A 23,357-nucleotide genomic window follows, 5' to 3' on the forward strand; every position below is an offset into this window, starting at 1 on the left:
TGGCCTGAAATGACAGTGGCCCCCGATCCGAGATCGGGGGCCACTGTGGTGGAAGGTCAGGCGAGGGAACGCTCGGCTCAGGAGGTGGCGAGGGCGGGCGCGATCGTGCCGGCCCAGGACTCGTGCAGCCGGTCCTGCCAGTAGTTCCAGGTGTGGAGGCCTTCATCGGTAATGCGCGTCTGCACTTTGGCGCCGGCGCGTTGCGCGGCGGGGACGAAGGTCCTGCTGCTCAGGCCGGCGGCGGTCTCGAGGGGAACGGTCTGCGAGAACTTCACCGGGTCGAAGTGATCGCTGTCCGGGTCGACGGTGGGATCGCTCGCGGCGCCTGCACCGGAGGAGATGTAGACGGACTTGCCGCGCAGGGCGCCGACGTTGAGCAGCGGGTCGTTGCGAATCCACGCCGGTGACGGCCAGAAGCCCCACATGTTCGATGCGTTGCCGCCCATCTGGGCGACGGAAACCTGAATACCCTGGGCGAAGCCGGGGGAGCTGGCCGTCGGGTATCCGCTGTAGGAGGCGACCGCTTTGTAGAAGTCGGGACGATGGATGGCGAGGTTCAGCGCGGAGGTGCCGCTCATCGACAGACCGGCCACGGCGTTGTTCACCCCGTCGCTGCCGAACTGCGACGCCATCACCGGGGGCAGCTCGTTGGTGAGGAAAGTCTCCCACTTGACGCGGCCGAGCTTGGGATCGTCGCGCTGCCAATCCGAGTAGAAGGTGCCGCCGCCGCCGAACGGAATGACCACGTTGACGTGCTTGCCGGCGAAGAAGCTCTCCACGTCGGTCTCGATCAGCCAGCCGTTGTTGTTGTCCGGCGCCCGCAACCCGTCGAGCAGGTACAGGGTAGGGGCAGGACCACCGCCCGCGGCCTTCAGCACCTTCACGGGAATGTGCTTGTCCATAGAGGGTGAATACACCGAGATCAGGGCCGAGTCGGCATGGGCGATGCCGGCTCCGGTCAAAGCGGATGCGAGGCCCGACGCCAACACTGCGACGAGGCCCACGATCAACGCGCGGGTGCGACGAATCGCCATGGAATTGTCCCTTTATCTCGTACCGACACACACTGCGCCACGAACGATAACAGGAAGATAACTACTCTGCGTATTCAAGAAGGCCTGGATGTGAAGCGAAAAGAACCCCTGTGAACCGCTTTTCGGCAGTTCACAGGGGTTCCTGTGGCGGAGGATAGGGGATTTGAACCCCTGAGGGCGTTAACCCAACCCGCGTTCCAGGCGAGCGCCATAGGCCACTAGGCGAATCCTCCGTGGAGGAGCATACCCAACGACCCCGCCTCGGTGTTAAACGACCAGGTGAAAGCGCGGTTCTACGCCCAATGCAGCAGGGTCAGCGAGTGTTCGGCCAGCGGCACCGACCGGTTGCACGAGGTGTCCGGGTCTGCGACGGCGTCCAGGCCGAAAGTCGTGTCGATCAGGAGGGTGCCCGAGTCGGTGGTGAACTCGAGGATGCACTGGTACTTGCTCTCGGCGAGGGCGCGACCTTCTTTTCCGAGCACCTCGATGGTGCGCAGGGGCTTGTCGGGGGCGGCGGAATCTGTGGTGGTGACGGTCACGGTGTTCAGCGTCTCGGGCCGGCCCCACGTGCAGCTGCGACGCTCGTCGGCCTCGACCGGCGTGCCGTTGCCGACGTCGGCCGTCAGCAACGGGTCCAGCGTTGCCTCGTCGGCCAACGTGCACGGGTCCACCGCATCCCAGCGCACTGCGTCGTCCGAGGTCGGCTCGTCGCCGCCCCCTCCGCACGCCGACAGCGCCGCCACGACGCTGCCGAGTGCCACCGCCCGCGCGGCCCTACTCCGATACATCCCTCAAATCCCATCGGTCTTTCGGCCCGAGGTGGCCGAATGCGGTGGCGACCGTAGCACCGGGCCCCGGTTCCGGGGTGGATCCCTGCGGCGATTCGGGGCCGTCTACACTCTGTGGTGGATCCCGCGCGGCGCGCATCCTGTGAACTCCCCCAGGGCCGGAAGGCAGCAAGGGTCAACGGGCTCTGCCGGGTGCGCGGGGTCCCCTATCTTTCGCATACCCGACTCATCACGTCGGTGAAAGGCCGCTCCTGATGCCCAACCAGACCCAGATCGGGTTGATGAGCCATGAGGAACTACTTTCCGAGCACGAGCGTCAAACTGCGAATTATGCGCAGCTGAAGACCGAGAAGCTCACGCTCGATCTCACCCGTGGCAAACCCTCTCCCGAACAGCTGGACCTGTCGGCGGAGCTTCTGACGCTGCCGGGTGACGGCGACTTCCGGGACGGCAACGGCACCGACTGCCGCAACTACGGAGGCCTCGCCGGGCTGCCCGAACTGCGGGCCATCTTCGGCGAGTTGCTCGGCATTCCCGTCGAAAATCTCCTCGCCGGAAACAACGCGAGCCTCGAGATCATGCACGACGCGGTGGTGTTCTCGCTGCTGCACGGAAATCCCGATTCCCCGCGACCGTGGTCGCAGGAGCCCAAGGTCAGGTTCCTCTGCCCGGCGCCCGGATACGATCGCCACTTCGCGATCACCGAGTCCTACGGCATCGAAATGATTCCGGTGCCGATGCGACCGGACGGCCCCGATGCAGACCTCGTTGCCAGGCTTGTGGCAGGAGACCCGCAGATCAAGGGCTTGTGGGCGGTCCCCAACTATTCCAACCCCACCGGTGTCGTGTACTCGGAGGAAGTGGCGCGGACGTTGGCCACGATGCCCACCGCAGCCCCGGATTTCCGGTTGTTCTGGGACAACGCCTATGCGGTGCATCCGTTGTTCGGGGAGACGGCGCCGTCGCTGGACATCCTGGGCATGGCCGCCGAGGCCGGCCACCCGAACCGTCCGCTGGTGTTCGCGTCGACCTCGAAGATCACGTTTGCGGGCGCCGGTGTCAGCTTCTTCGGTGCCTCTACCGAGAACCTGGCGTGGTATCAGAAGTACTTCGGCAAGAAGAGTATCGGTCCCGACAAGCTCAACCAGCTTCGTCACCTGCGATTCTTCGGCAACGCGGACGGTGTCCGGGCGCACATGGAGAAGCACCGTGAGCTCCTGGCACCGAAGTTCGCGTTGGTGCTGAAGATCCTCGAGGACCGTCTGGGGGCGTCGAAGGTGGCGTCGTGGACGGAGCCGAAGGGTGGCTACTTCGTGAGCCTCGACGTCGTCGAAGGCACGGCCAAGCGGGTGATCGCCCTGGCGAAGGAAGCGGGTATCGCGCTCACCGCTGCCGGATCCGCGTTTCCGTACGGCATCGACCCGGAGGACAAGAACATTCGGCTCGCGCCGAGCTTCCCGTCCACCGAGGAGTTGGGCAAGGCGATGAACGGCGTCGCGACCTGCGTTCTCCTCGCGGCCACCGAGGCGCGCCTGGACGGATCGCACTCCTAGTCGTTGCAGTACTAGGGGTGCGCCCGGCTACATCCGGGCGTTGCGCGCCATCACGAAGCTGTACACACCGTAGGCGGCGATGCCCAGTGCGGCGAGGACGAGAAGCACCTGACCGTACGGCGCCGAACCGAGGGTTTTGACTGCGCCGTCGAGGCCGGTGGCCTTGGAAGGGTCGGACCTCAGCACGGCCACGATCACGAGAACTCCCGCACCGGCGATCACCAGCCCCTTCGCGACGTATCCGATGACGCCGAGCGGCTCCACGAGCTTCGAGGGCTGACCTTTCAGATCGTCGCAGAAATTCTTCGACGCTCCCTTGTAGATGTGATACCCGCCGATCGCGATGGCCACGAGAGCGACCACGATGAGAAGGGCCTTGCCTGCCCCTGACTCCATGAGCCGAGCGCTGAGTCCCGCATTCTGCTGACCGCTCGACTTCCCGGCGCCGCGGGCGAACTGGACCGCAGAGAAGGCGAAAGCGAAGTAGACCAGGGCCAGGCCGAACGCCTTCGCGCGGTCCAGCAGCGACGGACCTTCCGGATCACCCTGGGATCCCTCGGTGACATGCGGTCCGAGCACGGTCTCGGCCAGCCGCCACAGAGCCATTGCGACGAACGCCACCGCGGCTACCCACAGGACGAATCGGCCACCCGGTTTGGAAGCGAGCGTGCCCAGCGCCCCGGACTGGTCGGCGTCGCCACCGTTTCCGAACGCCAGCTGAATGATGATGTACGCAACGAGGAGATGGACGAATCCGCTCATCACGTGTCCGGCACGCGCAACCCGCTCGAAGGTGGTGCTGTCTGTCGCCCGATCGACTGCTCCACTGAATCCGCTGGCTCGGTTGGCTTCGTTCTGGGCCATCGGGTGTCCTTCGGGTCGCGCGAATGGACCGCAGTCCCTGGAACCTAGAGGTACCCGGCAACGGCCGCGCCGACACGCGGTGTGGTCAGCGGCGCGGAGGTTGCGTCCCGGATTGGGGTGCGCCGGGATCGATGGTGAGGTCGTCGGTGTCGGCGAAAACCAGGCGTCCGTCGTCGAGGGCGATGGCCCATCGATGCACAGGCGCCCATTCGTGCCCACGTTCGACGTCGGTCAATGCGGCGTAGTCCTCGATGACATGACCGGTCTGTGCCTCCTCGGACTGCCGGCGTACCAGCACCCGCACACCCACAGCGATGTTTGCGGGCGCCGGTTTCTTCTCGCTCGTGTTTTCGGGCATTGTCCTCACCCTCTCGCTCGGCGGATACCTCGGATCATATGCACATTTCCGCATGAGCGACGCTGTCTGTCGAGATGCGAGACGGTCCGGTTCACGGAAATACCCCCGCAGTCTCGAGGGTCTGCGGGGGTACCCCCCATAAAGTCATACCGGGTCAGGCCATACAGCGACCGCGCCCGGCGAGCGTTTACTCGGCGAGTTTCGCGACTGCCTGCGCCCAGAGAAAGTACTTGTTGGTGCCCAGGTCGGCGACGGTCTTGATGTTGAACGCCGACGCGAGATGTTCGGCGTCGGACTCGCTCACCCCCTCGAGCGCAGCGACCGGGGCCTGTGCGAGTTCCTCGACCGGAAGGGCTTCGTAGGCCTTGTCGAACTTCGACGCGATACCTGCCATGTGCTGACCTCCACTACTCGTTTTGGTTCCATGGTTGAGGCCGCGCACCCTTGCGTTGCGCGACCCGTACGCCAGTTAATCTGCTCCCGCACACGAGCGCACGGTTTTGGGCACGGCGAGTCGTTCCACCCGGCCGCACTCGAGGTTGCGCGTCGGCCACCTTTCCGGCGCAGTCACGGCTCGATCAGCCCGGCGCGGATCGCGTAACGTGTCAACGCGAGTCGGTCCCGCAGTCCGAGCTTCTGCAGAATGTTCGCGCGGTGCCGGTCGACTGTCTTGGCACTGATGCTCAAGGTGTTCGCGATCTCCCGGGTGGTGTCGCCCTCCGCGATCAGTTTCAGAATTTCCTCCTCACGGCGCGTCAGAATGGTGGCCGGCAGTGATTCTCCGGTCCGGTCCCGGTGGAGGTAGTCGCGGATGAGGGCGGTCGCCGCACCGGGGTAGAGGAATGGCTCCCCTCGCAGGGTTGCCCTGCAGGCCTCGAGGAGGTCGCGGTCGGCCACAGATTTGAGCACGTAACCGGACGCGCCGGCCTTGAGTGCTTCGAAGAAGTACTGCTCGTTGTCGTACATCGACAAAATGAGGATCCGAACCTGTGGGTGGGACCGGTTGATCTCTCGCGCTGCTTGCAGCCCCGTCATCCGCGGCATCGCGATGTCCAGAATCGCAAGGTCGACCAGGGTGTCGTCGAGCGCACCGATTGCCTCATATCCATTCGCGGCCTCGACCACCACCTGGAGGTCCGGCTCGGCGTCGAGGATCATCCGCAGACCGCTCCGCACCATCGCATGATCGTCGGCGAGCAGTATGCGAGCACCTCGACCATTCATCGCACGCTCGATTCCACGCGCAAGGGGACGACCAACCGAACCTTCGTCCCCTCACCGGACGGCGAGTCGATGCCGAGCGTGCCGCCGACCAGCAGGGCACGTTCGCGCATCCCCTTGATCCCTGCCCCGTCGGCGACGGCGCCGCCCTTGCCGTCGTCCTCGATGCACAACATCAGGTGATCGTCGGCGACGTGCAGGTCCAGGCGTACTTCCTGGGCCCCGGCGTGGCGGGCGATATTGGTCAAGGCCTCCTGCGCGACGCGGTAGCAGACCAGCTCGATGTTCGGATCCAGGCGGGCGAGCCTGGGGTAGATGTGTTTGACGACATCTATCCGCGTCGCCTGCGTGAACTCACTGCACAGGGCGTTAAGTGCGCTGTGCAGTCCGAGGTCCTCGAGCACGTCGGGGCGCAACCGGCTGGCGATGCCCCGGACCTCGTCCAGGCTGGCGCGCACCGCCTCCTGGGCGTGGTGCAGGTCGCCGCGCAGCTCGATCGGCGCCTTGTCGACCGCGCGTTTGAGGGCGAGTAGAGCCACGGTGAGGCTTTGGCCGATCTCATCGTGCAGCTCCCGCGCAATCCGCTGTCGCTCACCTTCCTGCGCTGCGAGTGCCGACCCGGTCGCCGAGCTCCGTTCGGTTTCGAGCCGGTCCAGCATGGCGTTGAACGAGGCGATGAGATGGTGCAGATCGCCGTTCCCGCGATCGTCGAGGCGGTCGCTACGGTGTGGCGGATCCACCCGGCTCATCGAGCGGGCGAGGTTGTCCAACGGGGCGAGGCTCGAGCGCAACAGAAACGCGTTGGCAGCGAGGATCACAGCCAGCCCCACCACGAGCACCGGTATCTCGGTCAACCTGATGCGGGCCGACACCGTCGCCGGTGACAGCGCGAGCGCGAGGGTTCCGAGGGTGAAGACCAGTCCGTTGATCACGAAGAGTCGCCGGAACAGCGCCCCGGCGGGTGTCCGTGTCCGCCCCCGAAACCTGCTCACGACCGATACGCGACGGTTCACCCCACCAGAGTGACCGCACAGCGACGGCATTGTCCATACATGTCGTTCACCCACAGAAATGGGTGTTGCGGCCGATTGCGGCGGGATCGGTGGTCCGTGAACACTCGAGACATCTCCAGCAGGGAGGCGTTATGCACATCAATCGGACGACGATCGCGCATCGACTCGCCGCGGTGGAACGACAGGTCAGCGAACTGATTCGAGAACGAGGACGATGATGATGACGACCACTCCAGCCTGCACGCAACGGAACGAAGCCATGCAAGCACACGAGATCGCGGTGAGCCCACCCACCGTTCGGACGAATGATCCGGTGTCGAATGCGGTCCGACTGATGGTCGTCAACCGGCTGCCGGGGCTGATCGTTGTCGACGACGCGGACCGTCCGATCGCCGTTCTACCCGGTACACAGGTGCTGCGGCTCGCCATTCCCGAGTCGTATCAGGACGACCCCGCCCTGGTCCGCACGATCGATGAAATGCACGCCGACCTGTTCTGGCGGGAGGCCGGCCGGCTGACCGTCGGTGACTGCCTGCCCAATCCCATTGCCAAGCCGACCAGTGTGCCTCCGGAGGCGACGCTGCTCGAGATCGCCACCGTCATGGCGAAGAAGCACAGCCCCCTGATTGCCGTGGTGGACCAGACCGGCAAGCTGGTCGGCGCGGTAACGCTGGAGCGGCTTTTGACCAGCCTGGCGGTCGCCGGGCCCGGTGACTGATCCCGACCCAGCAGACCCGGTCGCGACGGCAGGTTTGAGCGATGGCCCCCGTACTCGCATTGTCGATCTTCGTCGGGTCTCTCTGGTTCATCGCGACCGAGCGTGCACACAAGGTCAAAACGGTCCTCGTCGCCGCGGCCCTGATGGCCGTGCTCGGGCTTATCCCCGGCGAGCAGGTGTTCTATTCCGAGCACGAAGGGATCGCCTGGAACGTCATCTTCCTGCTACTCGGAATGATGATCATCGTCGGCGTCATCAAACAAACCGGCGTGTTCGACTACCTCGGGATCTGGGCGGCGAAACGTTCCCGCGGCAAACCCTTCCGGCTCATGGTCATGCTGATGTTGATCACGGCCATCGCATCGCCGGTCCTCGACAACGTCACCATCATCATGCTCATTGCACCGGTGACCATCGTCGTGTGCGCGCGCCTGCGCATCGCCCCGCAGCCCTATCTCATCGCCGAAGTGCTCGCCTCGAACATCGGCGGCGCCGCCACCTTGATCGGAGACCCGCCGAACATCATCATCGGAAGCCGGGCAGGCCTGACGTTCAACGACTTTCTCATTCACATGGCTCCTGCCGTGATCGTGATCTTTGCCCTGTTCGTGGTCTCCACCAGGGTGCTGTTCCGCTCCGCGCTACGCACCGACGAGGTGCACGTGGGTCAGGTGATGGCGCTGAAGGAACGACGCGCGATCAAAGACACTCGGCTGCTGATGCGGTCGCTGGCGGTGCTCGGTCTCGTCATCATCGGATTCGGGCTGCATTCGGTGCTGCATGTCGAGCCGTCGATCGTTGCTCTCGTCGGGGCCGGCGCAATGCTGGTGGTGACCGATATCGACGTGGCCGAAGTACTGCCCGAAGTGGACTGGGCGACCCTGGTCTTCTTCATCGGATTGTTCGTGATGGTCGCCGGCCTGGTGCACACCGGCATTGTCGAAGCCGTCGGCACTGCCGCCGTCTCAGCGTTCGGCGACAACTATTTTTCGGCTGCCACCTCGCTGATCTTCGGATCCGCGATCCTCGGCGCGTTCATCGACAACATCCCCTACACCGCGACAATGGCCCCCGTCGTCGAGGGCATGGCCGGTCAGGCGCCGGACGCCGAAACCGGACGTGCGCTGTGGTGGGCCTTCGCTCTCGGCGCATGCTTCGGCGGCAACGGCACGGCAGTCGCCGCCAGTGCCAACGTCGTCGCTATCGGTATTGCGCACCGCGCAGGGCATCCCATCACCTTCTGGCATTTCACCAAGTACGGAATAATCGTCACCCTGCTGAGTACCACCCTGGCATGGGGGTACGTGTGGCTCCGCTACTTCTGACCACGGGGGCGCACGCCAGCCTGAAGTAGGGGCAACCTCAAACCCTACGCGTGTGAGTAATGCAGTGCTGTGGACAACTCTGTGGACAACTCATGTATCGAACCTGTCGACTCCCGGCCGAATGGGCGTGGTGGCAGGATCGACCTCATGGCACGCACGTTGAATCTCGTCGGTGATCCGGAGGCGGACGCTCTTCTGGCGAGTGACCCCCTTGCCCTGCTGGTCGGAATGCTGCTCGATCAGCAGGTTCCGATGGAGACGGCGTTCGCGGGCCCGAAGAAGCTTGCGGATCGTCTCGGCGGGCTCGAGGTGCATCGCATCGCGGAGATGGATCCGGAAGAATTCGCCGCCGTCTGTGCACAGACTCCCGCGGTGCATCGGTTCCCCGGTTCCATGGCCACGCGCATCCAGTCGCTGTGCGCGTTTCTCGTCGAAAACTACGACGGCAGCGTCGAAGCGCTGTGGACCGACGGCGATCCGGACGGCAAAGAGGTTCTGAAACGGTTGAAGGCGCTGCCCGGCTACGGCGACCAGAAGGCGCGAATCTTCCTGGCACTGCTCGGCAAGCAGATCGGGGTGGAACCCCAGGGCTGGCGGGAAGCCGCCGGCGACTACGGTACGGACGGTTCCCGCCGGTCGATCGCAGACGTCGTCGACGAGAAGAGCCTGCACGAGGTCCGGGAGTTCAAGAAGGCCGCCAAGGCCGAGGCGAAGAAGGAAGCCGCCGCGAAGAAGAAGTAGCCGCTACTCGGAGTCCTTCCGTTCCTCGTCGAGGTGGCGACGGCGTTCGCTCTCGTGCATCCACGGGAACACACTGTTGCCCTGACCGCCGCCTGCAGGTCCGTGGCCGAGGACGCCGTGCTCGTACGCCGATTCGGCGTGCAGGGCCAGGTCGATTCCCGAGGATTCGTCCTCCGCACTGACCCGGAATCCGAAGGCGCGGTCGATGAGCTTGCCCAGCGCGTAGGTGACACCGAAGGCGTAGAGGGCGACGACGACCACGGCTACTACCTGCTTGCCGAGTTGCGCGAAGCCGCCGCCGTACAAGAGGCCCTCCGCACCGCCAGTCATCACTTCGGTGGCGAGCAGGCCGATCAGGATCGTGCCGACGATGCCGCCGACCAAGTGGACGCCCACCACGTCGAGGGAGTCGTCGTAGCCGAGGCGGAACTTCCATCCGACGGCGAACGAACAGACCACACCGGCGACCGCCCCGACGACGGACGCGCCGAGCATGCTCACCGTTCCGCACGAGGGCGTGATCGCGACCAGGCCGGCGACGACACCGGACGCGGCGCCGAATGTGGTGGGGTGTCCGTCTCGCTTCTGTTCCACGAGGAGCCAGCCGAGCAGGCCGGTGCAGCCGGCGACGAGGGTGTTGAGGAAGATTGCGGCCGCGGTGCCGTCGGCGGCGAGGGCGGAGCCTGCGTTGAAGCCGAACCAGCCGAACCACAGCAGCCCGACACCCAGCAGTACCAGGGGCAGGTTGTGCGGGCGCATCGATTCCGAGCGGAAGCCGAGGCGCGGGCCCAGAACCAGGGCCAACGCGAGGCCGGACGCGCCGGAGACGATCTCGACGACCAGCCCGCCCGCGTAGTCGAGGGCGCCGAACTGCGCGATCCAGCCCTCCGGGTTCCACACCCAGTGGGCGACGGGCGCATACACGAGAAGTGCCCAGATCGGGACGAAAACCATCCATGCCGAGAACTTGGCGCGGTCGGCGATCGCTCCGCTGATCAGCGCGGCGGTGATGATCGCGAACGTCAGCTGGAACGTCGCGAACAGGATCTCGGGAACCTGCCCGTGAACCGTGGTGGGGTCGATGCCCACCATCCCCAGATGCTCGAAGCCGCCGATCAGGCCGCCGCCGATGTCGTCACCGAAGATCAGGGAGTACCCCGCCACCAGCCATGCCACGGTGACCAGGGCGATCGACACGAAACTCATCATGATCATGTTCAGGACACCGGTGGATCTCACCATCCCGCCGTAGAACAGGGCGAGACCCGGGGTCATCAACAGGACCAGCGCGGTACTGATCAGCAGCCAGGCGGTTGCTCCGGCGTCGATTGCAGGCACGACATTCTCCTCACACGCTCGGACGGAACCGTGCGCGGAAAGTCACGATGACCGTGACCCGTTTCCGGTGTGCTGCCGACGCGTTGCGAACGTGTTACGCAATTCACTCATTCGACGAGTCCCGGGTGTGAAGTGACTGGTGTGACGACGACTGATCGGGTGTGGCTGTGGACCCGACCACCCGCACCTGACCTGTCGGGGTCCGCCGGTAGTCTTTCCGCGTGGCCCTGTACCGGAAGTACCGACCCGCATCCTTCGCCGAGGTGGTGGGGCAGGAGCACGTCACCGAACCACTGAGCACCGCACTCGATGCCGGACGGATCAACCACGCCTATCTGTTCTCCGGTCCTCGTGGCTGCGGCAAGACGTCCTCTGCCCGCATCCTCGCGCGCTCGCTCAACTGCGTCGAAGGCCCGACGTCCACCCCGTGTGGTCAGTGCCCCTCCTGTGTGGCTCTGGGACCGGGCGGTTCCGGCAACCTCGACGTCACCGAACTCGACGCCGCCAGCCACGGTGGTGTCGACGACACGCGTGAGCTGCGCGACCGCGCGTTCTACGCACCCGCGGAGTCGCGGTACCGGGTGTTCATCGTGGACGAGGCCCACATGGTCACGACGGCCGGATTCAATGCCCTCCTCAAGATCGTCGAGGAACCGCCGGAGCACCTCATCTTCATCTTCGCCACCACCGAGCCGGACAAGGTGCTGCCGACCATTCGTTCGCGTACCCACCACTACCCGTTCCGGCTACTGGCGCCGTCGACCATGCGTGGACTGCTCGAGAAGATTTGCCGGCAGGAAAACGTTCCAGTGGCGGATCCCGTGTATCCGCTGGTCATCCGTGCGGGCGGCGGTTCCCCGCGAGACTCGCTGAGCATCCTCGACCAGCTGCTGGCCGGTGCGGGCGACGACGGGGTGACCTACCCGCGTGCGCTTGCGCTCCTTGGTGTCACCGACGTGGCACTCATCGACGACGCAGTCGACGCACTGGCCACCGGTGACGGCGCTGCACTGTTCGGAACCGTGGATCGTGTCATCGACGCCGGCCACGATCCGCGGCGGTTCGCCGTCGACCTGCTCGAGCGTCTGCGTGACCTGATCCTCATGCAGGCGGTGCCGGACGCCGCCGAGCGCGGCCTGGTCGACGCACCCGGCGATGTGCTCGAGCACATGCGCGCACAGGTGAAGCGGATCGGACCGGCAACGCTCACCCGATACGCGGAGGTGATCCACGCCGGACTCGGCGAAATGCGCGGCGCCACTGCACCGCGTCTGTTGCTCGAAGTGATGTGCGCCCGCATGCTTCTGCCGTCGGCGTCCGACGCGGAGTCCGCGGTATTGCAGCGGCTCGAGCGAGTCGAACGGGGACTGCCCCCGGCCGGTGCGGCGCCGGCGACTGCGGCGGCCGGACATCCGGCCCAGGCGCCCGCGGCGCCGAACACTTCCACGGCAGATCCTGCGGCGCAAGCCAATTCGTCCCCGCAGCCCGAACTCAAGTTCCAGCGGCCCTCGATGAGGACGGCCGAGACAGTGCCTGCGCCATCCGAACCCGAACCGGCGCCACACCCGGTTCCGAAGCCCGAGCCGACACCCGAGCCTGCCCCCGTTCCGGAGCCGACGCCGGAGCCCGCCCCGGTTCCGACACCTGAGCCCGCTCCCGTTCCGGAGCCGACGCCGGAGCCCGCCCCGGTTCCGACACCTGAGCCCGCTCCCGTTCCGGAGCCGACGCCGGAGCCCGCCCCGGTTCCGGCGCCCGAGCCCGCTCCCGTTCCGGAGCCGGAACCGACGCCGCAACCGGTAACCGAACCCGATGCGACCCCGGCTCCCGAGGTCGCGGCGCAAGCGGACGCGCCCGGCGGCCCCGACGCCGCTGCGTTGCGAGAGGCATGGAACAGCCTGCGCGAGAAGGTGAGCCAGCGGAACAAGATTCTTCCGGCGATGCTGTCGGCGGCGACGGTGCACGACGTGCAGGGCAATCGCTTGATCCTCGCGCATCCCGTTCCCAATCTGGGCGCACGCATCGCCTCACCGCACAACGCGCAGGTCATCGCGGAGGTGCTCGCCGAGATGTTCGGCGGCGATTGGGAAGTGGAGTATCAGGCGGGCGCCCCGGCACCCCCGCCGCCCCCGGTCACGAAGGTCGCCTCGGCGCCCACCCGGCCGGCCGGCACACCGCGATTCTCGCGGCCCAGCCAGGACAAGACCGCGCAGCGTGCAACTTCACCTTCGTCGGAGCCGCGAGCTGCAGGCGCAGAAACCGCTCGGCCGCAGCCTCGTTCGTCGTCCGTACCGGACGACGACATTCCGCCGCCGGAGGCACCCGACTATCCCGACGATCCTGCACCCCCGATCGACTACGAATCCGCGACCCCTCCTGTCACCACCCCGGAAGACGAAGAGGAGATGTTCGCTGAGGCGGCGGAACCCGCTGATCCGTCCACGCGTCGTGACCCGGAGGTCGTGGCGTTCGAATTGCTCAAGGACATGCTCGGGGCGAAGAAGCTCGAGGGCTGATCGTCCCGCCGGTTCGGGACTCCGGCCCCTGGTGCCCGGGACGCCGGGTGACCGATTCTCTTTCCATGAGCACAGTGAATGTTCCTGAAGGCGTGCAGAACGAGGTCCCGGCGGTTGCACGACGTGGCCGGTGGTGGGCGTATGTCGGAATTCTCGCGGGGGCGGCCGGCATTCTCGGCATCCAGGCGAGCATGTCGATCGACGCGGTCTATGCGGAGTCGTCGGCAGGTGACGCGGTAGCGATCATGAATCACCTCGCCGGACAGCGAACCAGCATCCTCGTGATGCACGTGTCCATCATGACCACGGCGCTGCTTTTGCTCGTCTTCGCAGCCGGGTTGGCTCAACGGCTGCGGGCGGCGCTACCCACGGACAGCATCCTTCCGTCGGTTGCGGCGTTCGGGCTGGTCCTGACGTCGGCGGCGTGCCTGCTGGGGACCGGCCTGACGACGGAGCTGGTGTTCGGCCTCGGTGAGACGGATCAGCTGGTGCCGGAGTTCGCGGTGATCGGAGCCCACTGGATGGGGACGATCCCGTGGTTGTGGGCGGGCGCGGGTGTCAGCGCGCTGGCGGTTGCTGCCGCGTTACTACGCGGACACGCCGGACCCCGGTGGATCGGCTGGGTCAGCCTGGTCCTCGGTCTGGTGACTGCCCTCATCGGCGTGTCACCCCTGCAGTACATGGCCGGGTTCACCGGACCGCTGTGGGTGTTGGTCAGTGCGGTGGGATTCGCGTTCGCGCCCTCCCCGCGTGAGTGATACTCGTTCGCACGATGAGCGAGACGAGGGCATGTCGAATGATCGAGGGGTCGGCGGGTACCGGCGGTGCGCCGGTACCCGCCGCAGTCATGGCGGTGTCGTCGTGGGTGCTGGTGGTTCTGTCCGTTGTGGCGTTCGTCGGCGCAGACCCGGGCATCGATTCGAACCAGCTGTTCTTCTTGGTAGATGTCGTCGGCGCTGCGGTGTACGGGACCGTGGGCGGGGTCGTCCTCGCTCGGCGTGTGCACCCGGTACCGATCCTCCTCGGCCTCACCGCGATCGGAGTGGGCGTCGCCGCGCTGAGCTACAGCTACTCGCAGCTCGCGCTGGTCCGTCCCGGGCTTCCGGGAGTCGGTGTGCTGGAACCGCTGCAGAACACGGCGTGGATTCCGGGCACACTCAGCCTCTTCCTTATCGTCCCGTGGCTGATCCGCGACCATCCGCTGGGGCCGATCGCGAAGGCAGGAGTCGCGGCGGGTATCGGCGCGACCGCGTGGTACTTCTGGTCGCGAACGTTCACCGACATTCCACCGATCTGGGTGCTTCTTCCCGTCCTCGTCGTCGGGGCGCTTGCGTCGGCGGATTGTGGTTGGCGGTGGCGACACGGTCCGCAGGCCGAGCGGGTGGGTCTGGGATGGATGTGTCTGGGCACCGGTCTGATGACGGCCGCGTACATTCCTCTCGCGCTGCCTGCGTCGCTTCCCGGGCTGTGGGTGCTCAATCCACTGGTGCACCTTGCCGTGCAGGCGTTCTACCCGGTCGCGATCCTGGTGTGCGTTCTGCGGCAGCGCATGTGGGGGCTGAACCTGGCGGTCAGCCGTGCGACGGTGGCCGGGACGCTCACCGTCCTACTGCTGGTGTTGTACGTCGTGGTGGCGACGCTCGTGTCGGCGCTGCTCCCCGCGGGTGAATCGGTGGGTGCGCAGGTGGTGGCGGCGGGAGTCGTCGCTGTCGCTGTGCAGCCCGCGCGGTTGTGGCTCCAGCGGCGAGTGCACCACCTGGTGTACGGCGAGGGCGCAGATCCGGCCCGAGCGGTCCGCACACTGGGGCGGCGATTCGGCAGTGCCGAGTCACCAGAGGAACTACTCGCGGAACTCGCCGCCGGTGTGGGTGTCGCGTTGCGACTCGAATCGGTATCCATTCGCCGTGGCAGCGGTGTTGCCGCAGTGTGGGGTCACGCGACGGGACCCACAGAGTCGGTGGAGTTGGTACATCATGGAGCGGTGTTCGGCACGATGATCGTCACCGCCCCTCCCGGGGAGACGCTCGGTTCGCGGACGCGCAGATCGCTCACCGAGCTGTCTGCCGTGGTCACGGCGGGCCTCGTGGTCATGCAGTCGGCCGACGACCTGCGGGAGGCCCGGCGGCAGCTGGCGTCGGTTCGCCTCGAGGAGCGCCAGATGATCCGCCGTGAACTGCACGACGGCCTGGGACCGTCGCTGGCAGGCATCCGACTCGGCCTGCAAGGGGCCCGGAACCTGCTCACCAGCGATCCCGATTCGGCAGCGGCGCTCATCGATTCGCTGCAGGGGGAACTCGACCACCAGGTCGAGGGTGTCCGGCAGCTGTCCCGCAGCATGTTTCCGCCGGTGCTCGACGAACTCGGCCTTCTCCCCGCCCTGCAAGAATTGGCGGAAACACACTCCCGTAGTGGTTTCACGCTGCACATTCGAGCAGACCCGCCGGCAAGCATCGGTACGCAGATCAGCGCCGCTGCGTACGGAATCATCGTCGAGGCCGTGACCAACGCACGACGGCACAGTGGCGCCGACGGTTGCCGTGTCGACGCCACACTCGGTCAGGATCCGGAAGTCGGCGACGTCCTCGAAGTGATGATCCGGGACGACGGCTGTGGGTTCGATCCCACGGGAGGTGCCGGGGTGGGGACCCGGTCGATGCGTGAGCGCGCCCGCGAACTCGGCGGCACCCTCGACATCGAATCGGGGAGTCCGACAGGCACAGTGGTCACCGCCCGGCTACCGTTGTCACCACTATGAGCGCGAGTATTGCCAGTCCTTCACCCTCGCCCATCCGGGTCGTCGTCGTCGACGATCACCCGGTGTTCCGGCTAGGAATGGTGGCGCTGCTCTCGACACTCGACGGCATGGAGGTGGCTGCTCAGGCCAGCTCCGTCGCCGAAGCGCTCGACGTCGTCGACGCCGAAGTCGATGTGGTGCTCATGGACCTCGAACTCGGTGACGGGTCGGGCGTGGACGCCACCCGCCGTTTGGTCCAGGCGTATCCGGCGCTGCGGGTGCTCGTGGTCACGATGCACGAGGACGACGAGTCGCTCGTCGCTTCGGTGCGTGCCGGGGCGAGGGGTTATCTCGTCAAGGGCGCCGATCCCGCCGAAGTGGAACGTGCTGTGCGAGCCGTCGCGAACGGCGAAATGATCCTGGGCGCCGCGGTCGCCGCCCGGGCGATGACCTTCATGGCGGCCTCACACCGGGTGCGCCCGACGGTGTTTCCCGAGTTGACCGACCGGGAACGTGAGGTTTTGGACCTCGTGGCTCGCGGGCACGACAACGCGAGCATCTCCCGGCGACTGGTGCTGAGTCCGAAGACCGTGCGCAACCATGTGTCGAACGTGCTGGCCAAGCTCGGTGTGCCGGACCGTTCCGCCGCCATCGTGCGCGCGCGGGACGCCGGGCTCGGACTCGATGCGTGAGTGTGGCAGTTAGACGGCCGCGGTGGACGTCGTCGGCACGAATCTGAACCCGGGGCCGGAGTCGTCCGTGTTCGTGGGACTCGGCCCGGGCCCGGGGCGGGAGGCGCGGACGTCGGGAATCCGGCGGGGAGACGAGACGAGTGGCGGGGTGTCGCGCCACACCGGATCTGCTTCCTGCAGTTCGAGTGCCGTCGAGATCAGCGACTCCTCGGCCCACGGGAGACCACCGAGTTGCACGCCGAACGGAATGCCGGTGGCGGCGGACCGGCCGGCGGGAACGCAGATCACGGGTGCCCCGGTGTAATTGGCCCAGAAGTAGTTTTCCCTGGGGCCGGCGAACACGCTCGTATCAGCCAGTGTGTCGCGGCGGATTCCGTCGGTCAGGGCCCCGGGTCGCAGAACCACGTCCAAGGCGTGCTCGGCGAACATGCGGTTGTACTCGTGCTGGTAACGCCGTCGTTCGCGTTCGAGCGAGAAGTAGTCTGCCACCGGCACGCCGAGACTCGCGACCGCCGCAGCCGCGGCAACAGCCGAATCCGGCCTGTACGACGGGAGCCGATCGACGAACTGCTGGTGGTACAAACCAAATTCGGCCAGGTCACCGGTGAGAAGTCCGGTGGGAACCGTCGGCATCCGGACGTCGACGATCACCCCGCCGAGACGACGGATCAGGTCGAGAAATGCGGAGAACAACACCCCCACAGATTCGGGCAGCTCCTCGGTTGCCGTGCTCGGGAGGCCGAACCGTATGCCGGACAACGGCTGTGGGCCGCCCACGGCGGAGAGCGGGTACCCGTTCGCGGGTACGTCGGGTCCCACCGACGTGCTGGGGTCGTCGACGTCGACGCCCGCCATGTAGCTGAGCAGCAGGGACGCGTCGGCGACACTGCGCCCCATCGGTCCGGTGTGATCACGCGTCCACGTCAGCGGGATCACCCCGCTGGTGCTGCATCGGCCGAAGGTCGGCTTGATGGCGGTGATCCCGCACGCGCTCGCGGGGATGCGCAGTGATCCGCCGGTGTCCGTCCCGACAGCGCACGGAGTGAACCGGGCGGCGAGTGCGGCGGCACTGCCGCCCGAGGAACCGCCCGGTGAGTACTCGGTGCCCCAGGGATTGCCGACCTGGGGTGTGGCGGTCCCGATTGCGAACTCATGCGTGTGCAGGTGTCCCATGAGGACCATTCCCGCATCGCGGAGCCGCCGCCACACGCCCGAATCGCCGGCGGCGATGTTGCCGGCGAGGGCGCCGCTCGACGCCGTCAGGGGTAACCCGGCCACGGCGAAGACATCTTTCAGGCCGATCGGCAATCCACAGACGAGTGGTGCCGATCCGGTAGCCAGTCGCTGCGCTGCCAGGTCAGCCGCGGCGTATGCCTGCTCCGAGTAGATCCGGATCCACGCCTCGACCGAGCCGTCGTGTTCCGCGCTGCGAGCCAGGCATGCGTCGAGCAGATCCCGCGGGTGCAGGGCACGCGACTGCAGAAGAGCCGCCGCCTCGATCGCACTCAGCAGAGCGGGGTCGGTCTCCGTGACGGACGTCGGCGGCGGAAGACGCCGACGGGCCGAGGCGGATCGGCCGCCGAACCCGGCTGCGGTCACGGCGCCCACCGCCGCGGCCCCGAAGAGACGTCGCCGGGACAGCGGGGTCGGCACGAGGGGTCTCTTCTCTTGTCGCGGGAGTGCGGGCGCGCGTCATTACAGCACGAAATTGTTGCCTCGGCGCGATGGGAGAAGGGGAGCCGTGATCGCCTGGGTCACGATCCTGGATCGCTTCGGTCCTTCCTCGGGTTTTGCAACAGGTTCTAAGGTGAAGTTGACGGGGTATGCCCCGCGCAGAGCGCCGTGTGCACTGTCGGCGTCGACGCAGATAAGGAAGGAACACCCGAAGTGACCACAGAGGCATTCATTTATGAAGCCATCCGCACCCCGCGTGGCCGCGGAAAGAAGACCGGTTCGCTCCATTCGGTCAAGCCGATCTCGCTGGTCACCGGCCTGATCGACGAGCTCCGCGTCCGCTTCCCCGACCTCGACGAGGACCGCATCTCGGATCTGATCCTCGGTGTCGTCACCCCGGTGGGCGACCAGGGCATGGACATTGCACGCATCGCCGTCAACGACGCCGGGCTGCCCGACACCGTCGGTGGTGTCCAGCTCAACCGGTTCTGCGCGTCGGGCCTCGAGGCCGTCAACACCGCCGCCCAGAAGGTGCGGTCGGGCTGGGACGAACTGGTGATCGCCGGTGGCGTCGAATCGATGTCCCGCGTGCCGATGGGCTCCGACGGCGGACCGTGGGCACTCGACCCGGCCACCAACTACGACAACTACTTCGTGCCGCAGGGTGTGGGCGCCGACCTGATCGCCACAATCGAGGGCTTCTCCCGCGAAGACGTCGACGCGTACGCCGTCCGCTCGCAGGATCTCGCCGCGAAGGCGTGGGCGGGCGGGTACTTCACCAAGTCCGTCGTCCCGGTGAAGGACATCAACGGCATCACCGTCCTCGACCACGACGAGCACATGCGTCCCGGCACCACCGTGGAGAATCTCGCCGGCCTCAACCCGTCGTTCGCCGGTGTCGGTGAGATGGGCGGCTTCGACGCGGTGTCGCTGCAGAAGTACCACTGGGTCGAGAAGATCAACCACGTCCACCACGGCGGTAACAGCTCCGGCATCGTCGACGGCGCCGCGCTGGTGCTCGTCGGATCGGAGCAGGCCGGCAAGGACATGGGTCTGCGGCCGCGTGCCCGCGTCGTCGCCACCGCCACCTCCGGCGCCGACTCCACGATCATGCTCACCGGTCCGACCCCGGCGTCCAAGAAGGTCCTCGCCGCAGCCGGACTGACCGTCGACGACATCGACCTGTTCGAGATCAACGAGGCGTTCGCATCGGTGGTGCTGAAGTTCCAGAAGGACCTGAAGATTCCCGACGAGAAGCTCAACGTCAACGGTGGTGCCATCGCGATGGGTCACCCGCTGGGTGCTACGGGGGCCATGATCACCGGCACCATGCTCGACGAACTCGAGCGGCGGAACGCCCGGTACGCCCTCATCACCTTGTGCATCGGCGGCGGTATGGGTGTCGCCACCATCATCGAGCGCGTCTGACGCCCGGATCAACAGGAGACTTGAAGCAGTGAGCGAGCAGAACATCATCAACTGGGAGCAGGACGCCGACGGCATCGTCGTGCTCACCATCGACGACCCCAACCAGGGTGCTAACACCATGAACGACGCCTACATCTCCTCGATGAAGGCGACCGTCGATCGCCTCGTCGACGAGAAGGACTCCATCACGGGCGTCGTCATCACGTCCGGCAAGAAGACCTTCTTCGCCGGCGGCGACCTGAAGAACATGATCAAGGTCGGGCCCGAGAACGCCCAGGAAATCTACGACCACAGCGTCGCGATCAAGTCGGACCTGCGTCGCCTCGAAACCCTCGGCAAGCCCGTCGTCGCCGCAATCAACGGTGCCGCACTCGGCGGCGGACTCGAAATCGCCCTCGCCACCCACCACCGCATCGCCGCGGACGTGAAGGGCGTCAAGATCGGCCTCCCCGAGGTGACCCTCGGCCTGCTGCCCGGTGGTGGCGGAGTCGTGCGCACGGTCCGGATGCTCGGTCTGCAGAACGCGCTCATGCAGGTACTGCTGCAGGGGCAGCAGCGTGGACCGGTCCAGGCCAAGGAGGTCGGACTGATCGACGAGGTCGTGTCCTCCGTCGAGGAACTGGTATCCGCTGCGAAGGCGTGGATCAAGGCCAACCCTGAGGGCGGCGTGCAGCCGTGGGACAAGAAGGGCTACCGGATTCCGGGCGGAACCCCGTCCACCCCCGCGTTCGCCGCCAACCTGCCCGCCTTCCCCGCGAACCTGCGCAAGCAGCTCAAGGGCGCCCCCATGCCCGCGCCGCGCGCGATCATGGCGGCCGCTGTCGAGGGCTCGCAGGTCGACATCGACAACGCGCTGCTCATCGAGGCGCGGTACTTCACGTCGCTGGTCACCGGCCAGGTCGCGAAGAACATGATCCAGGCCTTCTTCTTCGACCTGCAGGCCATCAACTCCGGGGCCTCCCGCCCCGAAGGCATCGAGAAGACCCCGATCACCAAGGTCGGTGTGCTCGGCGCCGGAATGATGGGCGCGGGTATCGCCTACGTGTCCGCGAAGGCCGGCTTCGACGTCGTCCTCAAGGACGTCAGCATCGAGGCCGCGAACAAGGGCAAGGCGTACTCCGAAGGCATCGAGGCCAAGGCGCTGTCGCGTGGCAAGACCACCGAGGAGAAGTCGAAGGCGTTGCTCGACCGGATCAAGCCGACCGCCGACCCGGCCGACTTCGCCGGTGTCGACTTCGTCGTCGAGGCCGTGTTCGAGAGCCAGGAACTCAAGCACAAGGTGTTCCAGGAGATCGAAGACATCGTCGACCCGAATGCGCTGCTCGGCTCCAATACTTCGACCCTGCCGATCACTGGCCTGGCCACGGGTGTGAAGCGGCAGGAAGACTTCATCGGCATCCACTTCTTCTCACCCGTCGACAAGATGCCGCTCGTGGAGATCATCCGCGGCGAGAAGACGTCCGACGAGGCCCTCGCCCGCGTCTTCGACTACGTGCAGGCCATCCGCAAGACACCGATCGTCGTCAACGACTCGCGCGGCTTCTTCACCTCACGCGTCATCGGCACGTTCATCAACGAGGCCATCGCCATGCTCGCCGAGGGCATCGAACCGGCCACCATCGAGCAGGCAGGTCTGCAGGCCGGCTACCCCGCCGCGCCGCTCCAGCTGTCGGACGAGCTGAACCTCACGCTGATGCAGAAGATCCGCAAGGAAACCGCGGAAGCTGCAAAGGCCGAAGGCAAGGAACTGCCCGCCGACCCGGCAGGCGACGTCATCAACACGATGGTCGACAAATTCGACCGCAAGGGCAAGCTCGGCGGCGCCGGCTTCTACGACTACACCGACGGCAAGCGCACCGGCCTGTGGCCCGGCCTGCGGGAAAACTTCGGTTCCAAGGAGCTCGACGTCCCGTTCCAGGACCTCATCGAACGCATGCTGTTCATCGAGGCCATCGAAACCCAGAAGTGCTTCGACGAGGGTGTTCTCATGACCACCGCCGACGCCAACATCGGCTCCATCATGGGTATCGGCTTCCCCGCCTGGACCGGCGGTGTGTCGCAGTACATCCAGGGCTACACAGGCGGCCAGGCCGGCTTCGTCAAGCGCGCTGAAGAACTCGCCGCCAAGTACGGTGAGCGGTTCACCCCGCCCGCGTCGCTGAAGTAGGCGGCTCCGCCGCCCGTGCGCCTTTTTGGTAGCTGGGACTACCAAAAAGGCGCACGGGGCGGGTTATCCACAACCTCGCGGTTATCCACAGGCGACGTGGATAACCGCGTTTTTGTCGGGTCGGCGTCGTATACCCGGCACACGATGTGCCGCATGACCGACATCGATCTCACCGATTTTCAGCGACTTGTCGACACCCAGTTCGGGATTGTCACGCAACCCCAGCTCGAGCCGTTCGGCTTCTCTCGCGGCCGTGTTCGCCATCTTCTGGACTCCGGGCAGTGGCGCCGTGTTCTGCAAGGCGTCTACGCCATCACTAACGGCCCACTCACCCGAGACATGCTCCTGTCCGCCGCAGTGCTCTACGGAGGTGGCCACTCGATGCTCAGTCATGCGACGGCAGCCGAGGAGTGGGGGATGGCGCTTCCCCGCGACGGCGAGCCGATCCACATCACGGTGCCGTACGGCAAATCGTCGCGGTGCCAGAGCCACACGGGCATGCGGCCCTCGAGGAAGCCTGGCAATCCGATCGCTCTGTCCTCAACGCTGCATCCGGGCGTCGTCGTCCATAGGTCCCGCGCGCACGATTACATCGCGGTCGACACCCACCCGCCTCGGACAAGTCGCGCCGACACTGCGCTGGACCTTGCGATCGCCGAACCCACGGCACGGGACGCGTACACCCGGCTCATCGCTCTCGTGACCAATGGCCGGATCCCTTTGCGCGACATCCGACGACGTATGGAGGAGCGACGGCCACGCCGATACCGCAAGGCACTCGCGGACGCGGTGCGACTCCTGGCCGAAGGCGTCCAGTCGATCCTCGAGTACCGCTACGCCACCGACGTCGAGGACGCGCACGGTTTGCCGCGCGCCCGACGGCAGTCGCCGGTGGTCGTGGACGGACGCACCCTCTTCGAAGACTGCGACTACTCCGATCACGGTGTGCCGCTCATCGTGCGACTCGACGGTCGCCGTGCGCACGCCATGGCGGAGGTCGCCTTCCGGGATCGTCGACGCGACAACGCAGCAGAACTGCAGGGAAGGCCGCGGCTTGTCTACGGGTTCGACGAGGTGACGACGAGTGCGTGCGTGGTGGCCCGCGAAGTGGAGACCGTCCTGGTGCGTGAGGGGTGGGTGAGGTCCGGCGAGAGGCCCTGCCGGGCTTGTGCGCCTTTCTGGTTGCTCTAGCTACC

The 23,357-nt window shown here is 66.3% G+C and carries 20 protein-coding genes, 1 tRNA gene and 1 other RNA gene; 12 read left to right on the plus strand and 10 right to left on the minus strand.

All coding sequences use genetic code 11. The features are described 5' to 3' along the window. Window positions 1–77 precede the first annotated feature (77 nt). The 3 genes from ACH49N_RS09445 to ACH49N_RS09455 all read right to left on the minus strand — a co-directional run bounded on the left by ACH49N_RS09445 (window position 78) and on the right by ACH49N_RS09455 (window position 1,822). The gene (locus ACH49N_RS09445; RefSeq protein ID WP_358271582.1) at window positions 78–1,034 is read right to left on the minus strand and encodes an alpha/beta hydrolase family protein; all 957 of its coding nucleotides are present in this window, start codon (window positions 1,032–1,034) and stop codon (window positions 78–80) included. Window positions 1,035–1,179: 145 nt separating this feature from the next. Continuing rightward, window positions 1,180–1,267: transfer RNA gene (locus ACH49N_RS09450), tRNA-Ser, on the minus strand. A gap of 60 nt (window positions 1,268–1,327) precedes the next feature. Then, entirely contained in the window at window positions 1,328–1,822 is a 495-nt protein-coding gene (locus ACH49N_RS09455) for a hypothetical protein (RefSeq protein ID WP_358271581.1), read from the minus strand. Between the two features lie 116 nt (window positions 1,823–1,938). Between ACH49N_RS09455 and ffs the strand changes: the two genes are divergently transcribed. Continuing rightward, window positions 1,939–2,033, plus strand: an RNA gene (gene ffs / locus ACH49N_RS09460) — signal recognition particle sRNA small type. Window positions 2,034–2,076: 43 nt separating this feature from the next. After that, the gene (locus tag ACH49N_RS09465) at window positions 2,077–3,375 is read left to right on the plus strand and encodes an aminotransferase class I/II-fold pyridoxal phosphate-dependent enzyme (RefSeq protein ID WP_358271580.1); all 1,299 of its coding nucleotides are present in this window, start codon (window positions 2,077–2,079) and stop codon (window positions 3,373–3,375) included. A 27-nt stretch (window positions 3,376–3,402) separates the two neighbouring features. On the opposite strand, the gene ACH49N_RS09470 is transcribed toward ACH49N_RS09465, so the two are convergent. The 5 genes from ACH49N_RS09470 to ACH49N_RS09490 all read right to left on the minus strand — a co-directional run bounded on the left by ACH49N_RS09470 (window position 3,403) and on the right by ACH49N_RS09490 (window position 6,861). After that, window positions 3,403–4,239, minus strand: a complete 837-nt coding sequence (locus ACH49N_RS09470) for a DUF1206 domain-containing protein (protein WP_358271579.1) — start codon at window positions 4,237–4,239, stop codon at window positions 3,403–3,405. Window positions 4,240–4,324: 85 nt separating this feature from the next. Then, a complete protein-coding gene (locus ACH49N_RS09475) occupies window positions 4,325–4,597 on the minus strand; it encodes a hypothetical protein (protein ID WP_358271578.1) in 273 nt (90 codons plus the stop codon). 187 nt (window positions 4,598–4,784) lie between these two features. Further along, window positions 4,785–4,991: a hypothetical protein gene (locus ACH49N_RS09480; RefSeq protein WP_358271577.1), complete on the minus strand. Its 207-nt coding sequence runs from the start codon at window positions 4,989–4,991 to the stop codon at window positions 4,785–4,787. A 173-nt stretch (window positions 4,992–5,164) separates the two neighbouring features. Further along, window positions 5,165–5,821 carry a response regulator transcription factor gene (locus ACH49N_RS09485; RefSeq protein ID WP_358271575.1) on the minus strand — a complete coding sequence of 219 codons (657 nt, stop codon included), beginning with the start codon at window positions 5,819–5,821 and terminating at the stop codon, window positions 5,165–5,167. After that, the gene (locus tag ACH49N_RS09490; RefSeq protein WP_397504495.1) at window positions 5,818–6,861 is read right to left on the minus strand and encodes a histidine kinase; all 1,044 of its coding nucleotides are present in this window, start codon (window positions 6,859–6,861) and stop codon (window positions 5,818–5,820) included. Before ACH49N_RS09490 ends, ACH49N_RS09485 begins: the two co-directional genes overlap by 4 nt. A gap of 190 nt (window positions 6,862–7,051) precedes the next feature. Between ACH49N_RS09490 and ACH49N_RS09495 the strand changes: the two genes are divergently transcribed. The 3 genes from ACH49N_RS09495 (at window position 7,052) to ACH49N_RS09505 (ending at window position 9,615) form a co-directional block, all read left to right on the plus strand. Then, window positions 7,052–7,549: a CBS domain-containing protein gene (locus ACH49N_RS09495; protein WP_236603359.1), complete on the plus strand. Its 498-nt coding sequence runs from the start codon at window positions 7,052–7,054 to the stop codon at window positions 7,547–7,549. 41 nt (window positions 7,550–7,590) lie between these two features. Continuing rightward, the gene (locus tag ACH49N_RS09500) at window positions 7,591–8,874 is read left to right on the plus strand and encodes an ArsB/NhaD family transporter (RefSeq protein WP_358271569.1); all 1,284 of its coding nucleotides are present in this window, start codon (window positions 7,591–7,593) and stop codon (window positions 8,872–8,874) included. 147 nt (window positions 8,875–9,021) lie between these two features. Further along, entirely contained in the window at window positions 9,022–9,615 is a 594-nt protein-coding gene (locus ACH49N_RS09505; protein WP_358271568.1) for an HhH-GPD-type base excision DNA repair protein, read from the plus strand. A 3-nt stretch (window positions 9,616–9,618) separates the two neighbouring features. Here the strand turns inward: ACH49N_RS09505 and ACH49N_RS09510 are convergent, their stop codons facing one another. Further along, window positions 9,619–10,953 (minus strand): ammonium transporter, encoded by a 1,335-nt coding sequence (locus tag ACH49N_RS09510; protein WP_358271566.1) that lies wholly within the window; start codon window positions 10,951–10,953, stop codon window positions 9,619–9,621. Between the two features lie 221 nt (window positions 10,954–11,174). Here ACH49N_RS09510 and ACH49N_RS09515 point away from each other — a divergent pair, with 221 nt between their 5' ends. The 4 genes from ACH49N_RS09515 (at window position 11,175) to ACH49N_RS09530 (ending at window position 16,892) form a co-directional block, all read left to right on the plus strand. Beyond that, window positions 11,175–13,466 (plus strand): DNA polymerase III subunit gamma and tau, encoded by a 2,292-nt coding sequence (locus ACH49N_RS09515; RefSeq protein ID WP_358271564.1) that lies wholly within the window; start codon window positions 11,175–11,177, stop codon window positions 13,464–13,466. A gap of 65 nt (window positions 13,467–13,531) precedes the next feature. Continuing rightward, window positions 13,532–14,224 carry a hypothetical protein gene (locus tag ACH49N_RS09520; RefSeq protein ID WP_358271563.1) on the plus strand — a complete coding sequence of 231 codons (693 nt, stop codon included), beginning with the start codon at window positions 13,532–13,534 and terminating at the stop codon, window positions 14,222–14,224. A 38-nt stretch (window positions 14,225–14,262) separates the two neighbouring features. Further along, window positions 14,263–16,221 carry a sensor histidine kinase gene (locus tag ACH49N_RS09525; protein WP_358272044.1) on the plus strand — a complete coding sequence of 653 codons (1,959 nt, stop codon included), beginning with the start codon at window positions 14,263–14,265 and terminating at the stop codon, window positions 16,219–16,221. After that, entirely contained in the window at window positions 16,218–16,892 is a 675-nt protein-coding gene (locus ACH49N_RS09530; protein ID WP_159918913.1) for a response regulator transcription factor, read from the plus strand. The genes ACH49N_RS09525 and ACH49N_RS09530 overlap by 4 nt, the downstream gene beginning before the upstream one ends. Before the next feature lie 9 nt (window positions 16,893–16,901). Here the strand turns inward: ACH49N_RS09530 and ACH49N_RS09535 are convergent, their stop codons facing one another. Further along, on the minus strand, window positions 16,902–18,545 hold the full coding sequence (locus ACH49N_RS09535; RefSeq protein WP_358271561.1) for an amidase: 1,644 nt from the start codon (window positions 18,543–18,545) through the stop codon (window positions 16,902–16,904). A 234-nt stretch (window positions 18,546–18,779) separates the two neighbouring features. Here ACH49N_RS09535 and ACH49N_RS09540 point away from each other — a divergent pair, with 234 nt between their 5' ends. From ACH49N_RS09540 to ACH49N_RS09550, 3 genes are all read left to right on the plus strand, one after another. After that, complete coding sequence (locus ACH49N_RS09540) at window positions 18,780–19,994, plus strand: acetyl-CoA C-acetyltransferase (RefSeq protein WP_159918915.1); 1,215 nt, start codon at window positions 18,780–18,782, stop codon at window positions 19,992–19,994. Window positions 19,995–20,022: 28 nt separating this feature from the next. Continuing rightward, window positions 20,023–22,161, plus strand: coding sequence for a 3-hydroxyacyl-CoA dehydrogenase NAD-binding domain-containing protein (locus tag ACH49N_RS09545; RefSeq protein WP_358271559.1), 2,139 nt, complete (start codon window positions 20,023–20,025; stop codon window positions 22,159–22,161). Between the two features lie 153 nt (window positions 22,162–22,314). Next, window positions 22,315–23,352, plus strand: a complete 1,038-nt coding sequence (locus tag ACH49N_RS09550) for a type IV toxin-antitoxin system AbiEi family antitoxin domain-containing protein (RefSeq protein WP_358271558.1) — start codon at window positions 22,315–22,317, stop codon at window positions 23,350–23,352. The last annotated feature ends 5 nt before the right edge of the window (window positions 23,353–23,357 follow it).

This window comes from Rhodococcus sp. NPDC019647 (genome assembly GCF_044389235.1).
GTDB lineage: Bacteria > Actinomycetota > Actinomycetes > Mycobacteriales > Mycobacteriaceae > Rhodococcus_F > Rhodococcus_F oxybenzonivorans.

Bases quoted from the DNA above. Each gene is read 5' to 3' on its own strand.
- ACH49N_RS09525 (WP_358272044.1), top strand. From the start codon at position 14,263: ATGATCGAGGGGTCGGCGGGTACCGGCGGTGCGCCGGTACCCGCCGCA.
- ACH49N_RS09505 (WP_358271568.1), top strand. From the start codon at position 9,022: ATGGCACGCACGTTGAATCTCGTCGGTGATCCGGAGGCGGACGCTCTT.
- ACH49N_RS09520 (WP_358271563.1), top strand. From the start codon at position 13,532: ATGAGCACAGTGAATGTTCCTGAAGGCGTGCAGAACGAGGTCCCGGCG.
- ACH49N_RS09470 (WP_358271579.1), bottom strand. From the start codon at position 4,239: ATGGCCCAGAACGAAGCCAACCGAGCCAGCGGATTCAGTGGAGCAGTC.
- ACH49N_RS09530 (WP_159918913.1), top strand. From the start codon at position 16,218: ATGAGCGCGAGTATTGCCAGTCCTTCACCCTCGCCCATCCGGGTCGTC.
- ACH49N_RS09475 (WP_358271578.1), bottom strand. From the start codon at position 4,597: ATGCCCGAAAACACGAGCGAGAAGAAACCGGCGCCCGCAAACATCGCT.
- ACH49N_RS09500 (WP_358271569.1), top strand. From the start codon at position 7,591: ATGGCCCCCGTACTCGCATTGTCGATCTTCGTCGGGTCTCTCTGGTTC.
- ACH49N_RS09485 (WP_358271575.1), bottom strand. From the start codon at position 5,821: ATGAATGGTCGAGGTGCTCGCATACTGCTCGCCGACGATCATGCGATG.
- ACH49N_RS09495 (WP_236603359.1), top strand. From the start codon at position 7,052: ATGACGACCACTCCAGCCTGCACGCAACGGAACGAAGCCATGCAAGCA.
- ACH49N_RS09445 (WP_358271582.1), bottom strand. From the start codon at position 1,034: ATGGCGATTCGTCGCACCCGCGCGTTGATCGTGGGCCTCGTCGCAGTG.
- ACH49N_RS09465 (WP_358271580.1), top strand. From the start codon at position 2,077: ATGCCCAACCAGACCCAGATCGGGTTGATGAGCCATGAGGAACTACTT.
- ACH49N_RS09490 (WP_397504495.1), bottom strand. From the start codon at position 6,861: ATGCCGTCGCTGTGCGGTCACTCTGGTGGGGTGAACCGTCGCGTATCG.
- ACH49N_RS09480 (WP_358271577.1), bottom strand. From the start codon at position 4,991: ATGGCAGGTATCGCGTCGAAGTTCGACAAGGCCTACGAAGCCCTTCCG.
- ACH49N_RS09455 (WP_358271581.1), bottom strand. From the start codon at position 1,822: ATGTATCGGAGTAGGGCCGCGCGGGCGGTGGCACTCGGCAGCGTCGTG.
- ACH49N_RS09550 (WP_358271558.1), top strand. From the start codon at position 22,315: ATGACCGACATCGATCTCACCGATTTTCAGCGACTTGTCGACACCCAG.